Below are 6,314 nucleotides of genomic sequence, written 5' to 3'. Positions count from 1 at the left end.
CGTCCAGCCCTCGGCGGCCTGTTCGTCGAAGGTCCGGTCGATGCGCTCGAACCTGCGGCGGATGGACTCGCGGGCCGCCGCGTGCGGCAGGATGTACAGCCGGTTCGCCAGAATTGCATCCGCCGTCAACCGCGCGACATCGTCGGCGCTGACGCTCTCGTTCTGGGTGGGCAACGTTCCGAACGCCCCCTCCGGACTGGCCGACAGCCCGTAGTCCGCGCCGCGGATCCGCTCGGAATTGGAGACCAGCTTGGTTTCCACGACCATCGGGCACAGCACCGATACGCCAATGCCATTGGCCTTGACCTCACGCGCCAGCGTTTCGGCGAGTCCGACGACCCCGTATTTGGCAACGCCGTACGTCCCGAGACCGGCGTTGGGCACCAACCCGGCGAAGGAGGCGGTGAACGCGATGTGCCCGCCCGTGCCCTGTTCGATCAACCTGGGCACGAATGCCTCGACGGCATGGATCGATCCCCATAGGTCGATGTCGATCACCCACCGCCAGTCGTCGTGATTCATCTGGCCCATCGGACCCGCGACGACGATGCCGGCATTGCTGAAAACGACGTCGACGCTGCCGAGCAACCGGAAGGCCTCGTCGGCGAGGTGAACCATCTCGTCGAGATTCCGGACGTCGCAGACGACGCCGTGCGCGTCGAAGCCCTCGCCGCGCAGCCGATTCACCGCCTGTTCCAGCGCCGGCTGATCGACGTCGGAGAGCACCAGGCGGGCGCCGCGGCGGGCGAATTCGGTGGCCGTGGCCAAGCCGATGCCGCTGGCACCGCCGGTGATCACGGCCCCGCGGCCGTCGAAACCAGACAGAGATCCGTCCATGGGACGGAACTCTATTTCAGGCAGCTACCCGCGTCGATCGGCAGGGTCACACCGGTGATGTAGCGGGCCTCGTCCGAGGCGAAGAACAGCACCGCGTTGCTGATGTCGATCGGCTCAACCCAGGGGATCGGCAGGGTGTGGAACAGCTGACAGATCGGCGCCATGTCGTCGGGGCCCGGGTTCTCCAGGTCCGGCCGGAACATCTTGAAGGTGCCTTCGTTGTGCAGCATGGGGGTTTTGACGTGCGTGGGATGCACGGAGTTGACGCGAATCATGTGCTGTCCCAATTCAACTCCGAAGGCACGCATCAGCCCGACGACGCCGTGCTTGGCCGCGACGTAGTGGCCGGTGTGGGGGTAGGCCTTGAGGCCGCCGACCGAGCTGGTCAGGATGATGGAACCGCCGCGACCACCGGCCAGCAGATGGGGCACACCGGCTTTCACGGTTTTCCACACCCCGGCCAGATTGATGTCGATCATCTCGGTCCAGTCTTCTTCGCTGGTCTTGTCCAAAGTCTCGCCGCCGTTACCGATTCCGGCGTTGGCGACGATGATGTCGAGACGCCCGAGTTGCTCGACGCCGTTGTCCACCGCCGCCTTGAGCGCATCGTAGTCGCGGACGTCCACCTCGGCCGTGAAGATCCTGCGGTTGTGCCCCTTGACCAGGTCGGCGGTCTCGGCCAGGTCCTCGGGCGTCGACGCCGGGATCGCGGTGTCCAGCACGCCCTCGCGGATGGGCTTGCAGATATCGATGGCGATGATGTCCGCGCCCTCCTGCGCCAACCGCACCGCGTGACTGCGGCCCTGACCGCGCGCCGCTCCGGTGACCAAGGCGACTTTGCCCTCAACACGTCCGGTCATGGCTACCTCAACTCCTGACTTTGATCTGATCGGCACGCCTGCGCGGAGAACAATCGCGTCCCCGGATCGTGGGTCTTGCCGCTTTTGAACTCTGTCATTCGGCCGTCACGGGTGTCAATGGCGAATCCGTTTCGGCTACTCGTGGTTCTAGATATTAGAGAATCTCATTCTCACCGGCAAACGGCGTGCGCTATTTGCTCAGCTCCGGAGTGAGGAAGATTACGGCCCGTGGGGCGGTGTTACGCGACGAAGCCGCGTGAGCAGAAGTCCCATACCTCTTCTGCGGTGATGGGGTGGGTCGTCGCGTCGTCGGGGCCGCCGCTGGACTGCGCGATGAACATCACCGTCTGCATGGTCATGGCGGCCACGCGCTTGGGGTTGATGGTGGTGCGCAACTTCCCGGCATCGTGGGCCGCGTCCATCAGTTCCGTCAGCAACGCTAGCAACGGAGCGTGCGCGACCTTGACCTCGGCCGGATGTGTCACCAGCAATCGAGGAGCAAAGTCGGTGAACAGCGGGCGCTTGGCGGTCGGATCCGGGCGCGAGGCTTCGTACAACAGTTGTACGGCGACCTGCAGCCGCTCCAGCGGATCGCTGTGGCTTTCCGTGGCGGCGCGGATCTGGTCGGCGGAGCGGCTCAGCGCATCTTCGAACAGCGCCAGCAACAGCTCGTGCTTGCCGTCGAATTGCAGGTAGAAGCTGCGCAGTGACTGGCGGGAGCGGTCCACGACCTCCTGGACGGTAAAGTCGGTGCTGCCCTTTTCGATGATGATGGCTTGGGCGGCGTCGAGGAAGCGCTGAACCCGTTGCGCCGCACGCAATTTCGCCGTCTTGATGGACCGCTCGACGGCGCGCTGCTTCCAGGCCGGCTCTTCGCTGGGATTGGTCACGGCCGACTCAGGTGATTGCCGCGCTGGGAGAACATGGTTGGACTCTACCGGAGAACGCCGTGACATCGCTGCGCTCGACCCCCTCACGGATCACGTGTCGGAGATTGTAACTTTCTTACCACGAGAATAGTATTCTCTTACACGTGTCTAGGGAAGCGTAATCGCAAGAGCGAACCGCGCCGTTGGCGGAAAGCGTGATCTACCGACGGAGTAAGTGCGCTCAGGACCATTTCGGGAAGTGCCGTGCAGCTGACGTTTGACGCCGACGTGGAGGCGTTCCGCGCCGAATTCGTCGCTTTCCTCGATGAGCATCTGCCGTCCGAGGCCGAGGCGCTCGACCGGCCGCAGTCGAGTTCGGACATCCCCGCGTGGGCCCGCCGGTGGCAGCGCCTGCTGTTCGACAGCGGGTGGCTCCTGCCCGGCAATCCGCCGGAGTTCGGCGGGCGCAATGCGACGCTGCTGCAGCAATACGTGTACCAAGAAGAGTTGTCACGACGGCGGATCTATCAAAGCTTCAACCCGCAGGGCGTGGGCATCATCGCGGCGTCGTTGTTGACGTTCGGCACCCCCGAACAGAAGCAGCGGTGGGCGGTACCGATCCTGCGGGCGGAGATCACCGCGTCGCTGGGTATGAGCGAACCGGGCGCGGGATCGGACCTCGCGTCGCTGAAAACCCGCGCGGTGCTTGACGGTGACCACTTCGTGGTCAACGGACAAAAGGTGTGGACATCGGGCGCCCATCACGCCGATGTGCTGTTGACGTTCGTGCGCACCGATCCGGGCGCCCCAAAACACAAGGGCATCAGCGCTTTACTGATTCCGACCGACACCCCCGGTGTGGTCCGCCGCCCGTTCGCCTCGATGGGCGACATCGAAGACGTCGACTTCAACGAGGTCTTCTTCACCGACGCGCGGGTGCCGGCCGAGAACCTGGTGGGCGAACTCAACGCGGGCTGGCGCGTCGCGACCGGTTCGCTCGGTCACGAACGCGCAATGCTGTGGCTGGATTACGCAGACATGTTGCACGCGCTGACCGTCGAAACCAGCCCCGCGGGGCCCGTCCAGCGGGATCGCTACGCGACGCTGGTGATGGATTTCTACGCGATGCGACTGCTCGGGTCGGCGACGCTGGCCAAAGCCGCGCGCGGGGAAGAAGACGTGCCCGCCCAGTCGGTGCTCAAGCTGCTCGGCTCGGAGGCGATGCAACGCGCCTGCGAGGACGCGCTGGCCGCCAAGGGCGGCGACGGACTGGTGTTGCGCGGGGTCACCGCCCCGTTCGCCCCGCTCAACCTGGACAGCCACTACGGCGCCTGGTTCGACCGGTACACGCGCACCTTCGCCGCGACCATCGCCGGCGGAACCTCGGAAATACAACGCAACATCATCGCCGAACGCGTACTCGGGCTGCCGCGGAATTGATCCGCGCGTCAGTGCTTGGCGACGTCCAGCCTGGCGTAGTAGCCGATTGCGACGAGGCCCACCAGTATCGCGATCACGCCTAAAACCATCCCGGCCAACGCGATTCGAGGATTGTTCGCCTCCCCGCGGGCGACGCGCCGCCGGGCGATGTCGCCCGTCACCACCGCCGCGATGCCGAACGGCACCCCCAGCATCATCCAGCACGTGATGAGCCCGACCAGGCCGAGCAGCAGCGAGGCGACGCCGACCTCGTTTCGCGGTGTGTCGGGGTGACTCATTGGGTCCCATCCTTTAGGTGTCGGGACGAGTCTACGTCGACGCCCCCAGGGGTCCGCTCATGGCGCGAAAACAGCTCCGTTACAGCTGGGCAAGCCGTGGCGCGGATCCCGTTGCCACCAGCGCGCTTCCGGCTTCGCGCGTGAGTTCTCGGGCGCTACCCAGCAGTCCGTCGAGGATGAGGGAGCGCTTGATGTGGTGGTGCAGCGGGTGTTCGGCGGTGAATCCGATGCCGGCGAGCACCTGCTGGCAGTGCCGCGCGGCGGTCAGCGCCGCCTGGCCGGCCGCGGCCTTGGCCAGCAAGGAGGCCAGCCCCTCGTCGTCGCACTCGGTCGCGGCCCGCAGCGTCGCCTCGGCGCCCTCGATGGCCACCAACGTCTCGGCCAGGCGGTGGCGGATCGCCTGGAACGAGCTGATGTGCCGACCGAACTGAACGCGGTCCAGGGCATGCTGACGGGCCAGCGAGAGCATGGCGCGGCTGGTGCCGACCAGCCACCAGCCCAGGGCCCGCCATCCCGCCTGTAGCGCGGCCGACGGCAATGGATCACCTTGCGGCACAGGGCGTATCGGGAGCAACTCATCGATCGCCGACTCGGACCCGTCGCGACGCTCCCACAGCACCCACGTTCCGCCGGCGAACGGCAACGGCAGGGCGCCGCCGGGCGCTTCACCGGCCGCGCACAGCACCACGTCGTTGAGCACGGGCGCGTGCGCACCGGTCTCGCCGAGCAGCGTGAACACCAACGGTATTGCGATGTCGGGCATTTCGTCGAGCATGTCGCGCCAACCGAGGTCGGTCAGCGCCGCGTCGAGCTTGGCTCCCGAGGCGGCGCCCATCGTCGTCCGCAGCGAGTCAGCCAGCAGGCGCAGCGATTCGGGATCTGACTCGGTGTCCGGCGAAGGCGTCACGCTTCACTCCTTCCCGAGGTCGAGCAGTCGGCGGGCGATGATGTTGCGCTGAATCTCGGCGGTGCCGCCATAGATCGTCGCCGCGCGTGAGTACAGGTACTCCGAACGCCACGGTGTGTCCTCGAGTTCGAGCCTCGCCGGCAGCAGGTCGCGGACGGTGTCGTAGAGCCGCTGCTCGGCGGCGGCCAGGAGCACCTTGTCGATGGAGGTCTCGGGGCCCAAGCGGGCCCCGTCGCGCATCCGGTGCTGGGTGGCGCGCGACCGGCAGCGCAGGGTGTGCAGCGCCAGATAGGCTCCGCCCAGCGCGGATTCGTCGGGGGAACCGATCTCGGACGCTTCGGCGATGAGGTCGTCGAAGCGGGAGTAGAGGTAGGCGATTCGCTGCCAGAAGCAGGAGGAACGCTCAAAGGGCAGCAGGTCCATGGCGAGCCGCCAGCCGTCTCCGGGGCGGCCGAGCATCCTGCTCGCCGGAATCACGACGTCGTCGTAGTACACCTCGCAGAATTCGTCGACGCCGTGCATGGTGCGCAGTGGCCGGACGGTGATGCCGGGGGTGTCGAGGTCGACGAAGAAGGCGGTGATTCCCTCGTGGCCGGGCGCGGTGCGGGTGAGCAGGACGCACCGCGTCGAGAACTGCGCGAAGCTGGTCCACACCTTTTGCCCGTTGACGATCCAGTTGTCGCCTTGGGGGGTCGCGCGGGTGGTCAGCGACGCGAGGTCACTGCCGGATCCCGGCTCGGAAAAGCCCTGGCACCATTGCTCTTCGCCGCTCAGCAGTCTCGGCACCATTTCCGCGGCGAGCTCCGGGGGCGCGTAGTCGATCATGGTGGGTGCGAGCACTTCGAGCATCGAGTACGGGCCGGGTTCGGCCAGCCGACGGCCCACCACCTCCTCGCCGACGACCGCGCGCAGCAGCGCCGGACCGCCCAACCCGCCGACTTCTTTCGGCCAGCCGTACCGCATCCAATCGGCGTCGTAGAGCGCGCGACTGACCCGGGCGAACTGCTGCATGTGGCCCTGCAGCGAATGGTCGGGCCCGGGTGTCAGATCGTTGTCGTCGAGCCACGCGCGCAGGTCTGCTCGGAACTGCTCGACATTGACCGCACTGTCGATTGGTTGGCTC

7 protein-coding genes are annotated in these 6,314 nt (G+C 66.4%); 1 reads left to right on the top strand and 6 read right to left on the bottom strand.

Annotated features, from left to right (window positions below; genetic code table 11):
* The 3 genes from JF781_RS12815 to JF781_RS12805 all read right to left on the bottom strand — a co-directional run.
* The coding region (locus JF781_RS12815) for an SDR family NAD(P)-dependent oxidoreductase (RefSeq protein WP_225327452.1) at positions 1 to 825 on the bottom strand (825 nt) is incomplete at its 3' end.
* Positions 826 to 848: 23 nt separating this feature from the next.
* The gene (locus JF781_RS12810; protein ID WP_225327437.1) at positions 849 to 1,697 is read right to left on the bottom strand and encodes a mycofactocin-coupled SDR family oxidoreductase; all 849 of its coding nucleotides are present in this window, start codon (positions 1,695 to 1,697) and stop codon (positions 849 to 851) included.
* A gap of 239 nt (positions 1,698 to 1,936) precedes the next feature.
* Positions 1,937 to 2,587, bottom strand: a complete 651-nt coding sequence (locus tag JF781_RS12805) for a TetR/AcrR family transcriptional regulator (protein ID WP_225327436.1) — start codon at positions 2,585 to 2,587, stop codon at positions 1,937 to 1,939.
* A 243-nt stretch (positions 2,588 to 2,830) separates the two neighbouring features.
* Here JF781_RS12805 and JF781_RS12800 point away from each other — a divergent pair, with 243 nt between their 5' ends.
* On the top strand, positions 2,831 to 4,006 hold the full coding sequence (locus JF781_RS12800) for an acyl-CoA dehydrogenase family protein (protein WP_225327435.1): 1,176 nt from the start codon (positions 2,831 to 2,833) through the stop codon (positions 4,004 to 4,006).
* An 8-nt stretch (positions 4,007 to 4,014) separates the two neighbouring features.
* Here the strand turns inward: JF781_RS12800 and JF781_RS12795 are convergent, their stop codons facing one another.
* The 3 genes from JF781_RS12795 to JF781_RS12785 all read right to left on the bottom strand — a co-directional run bounded on the left by JF781_RS12795 (position 4,015) and on the right by JF781_RS12785 (position 6,304).
* Complete coding sequence (locus JF781_RS12795) at positions 4,015 to 4,284, bottom strand: DUF4190 domain-containing protein (RefSeq protein WP_225327434.1); 270 nt, start codon at positions 4,282 to 4,284, stop codon at positions 4,015 to 4,017.
* A 79-nt stretch (positions 4,285 to 4,363) separates the two neighbouring features.
* Entirely contained in the window at positions 4,364 to 5,119 is a 756-nt protein-coding gene (locus tag JF781_RS12790) for an acyl-CoA dehydrogenase family protein (protein ID WP_225327451.1), read from the bottom strand.
* 75 nt (positions 5,120 to 5,194) lie between these two features.
* The gene (locus JF781_RS12785) at positions 5,195 to 6,304 is read right to left on the bottom strand and encodes an acyl-CoA dehydrogenase family protein (protein WP_225327450.1); all 1,110 of its coding nucleotides are present in this window, start codon (positions 6,302 to 6,304) and stop codon (positions 5,195 to 5,197) included.
* Positions 6,305 to 6,314: the final 10 nt, after the last annotated feature.

The organism is Mycobacterium sp. WUMAC-067, assembly GCF_020217485.1.
Classification (GTDB): Bacteria; Actinomycetota; Actinomycetes; order Mycobacteriales; family Mycobacteriaceae; genus Mycobacterium.
Note: the sequence above shows the minus strand (reverse complement) of the source record. Positions and strands in the feature narration are given on the sequence as shown.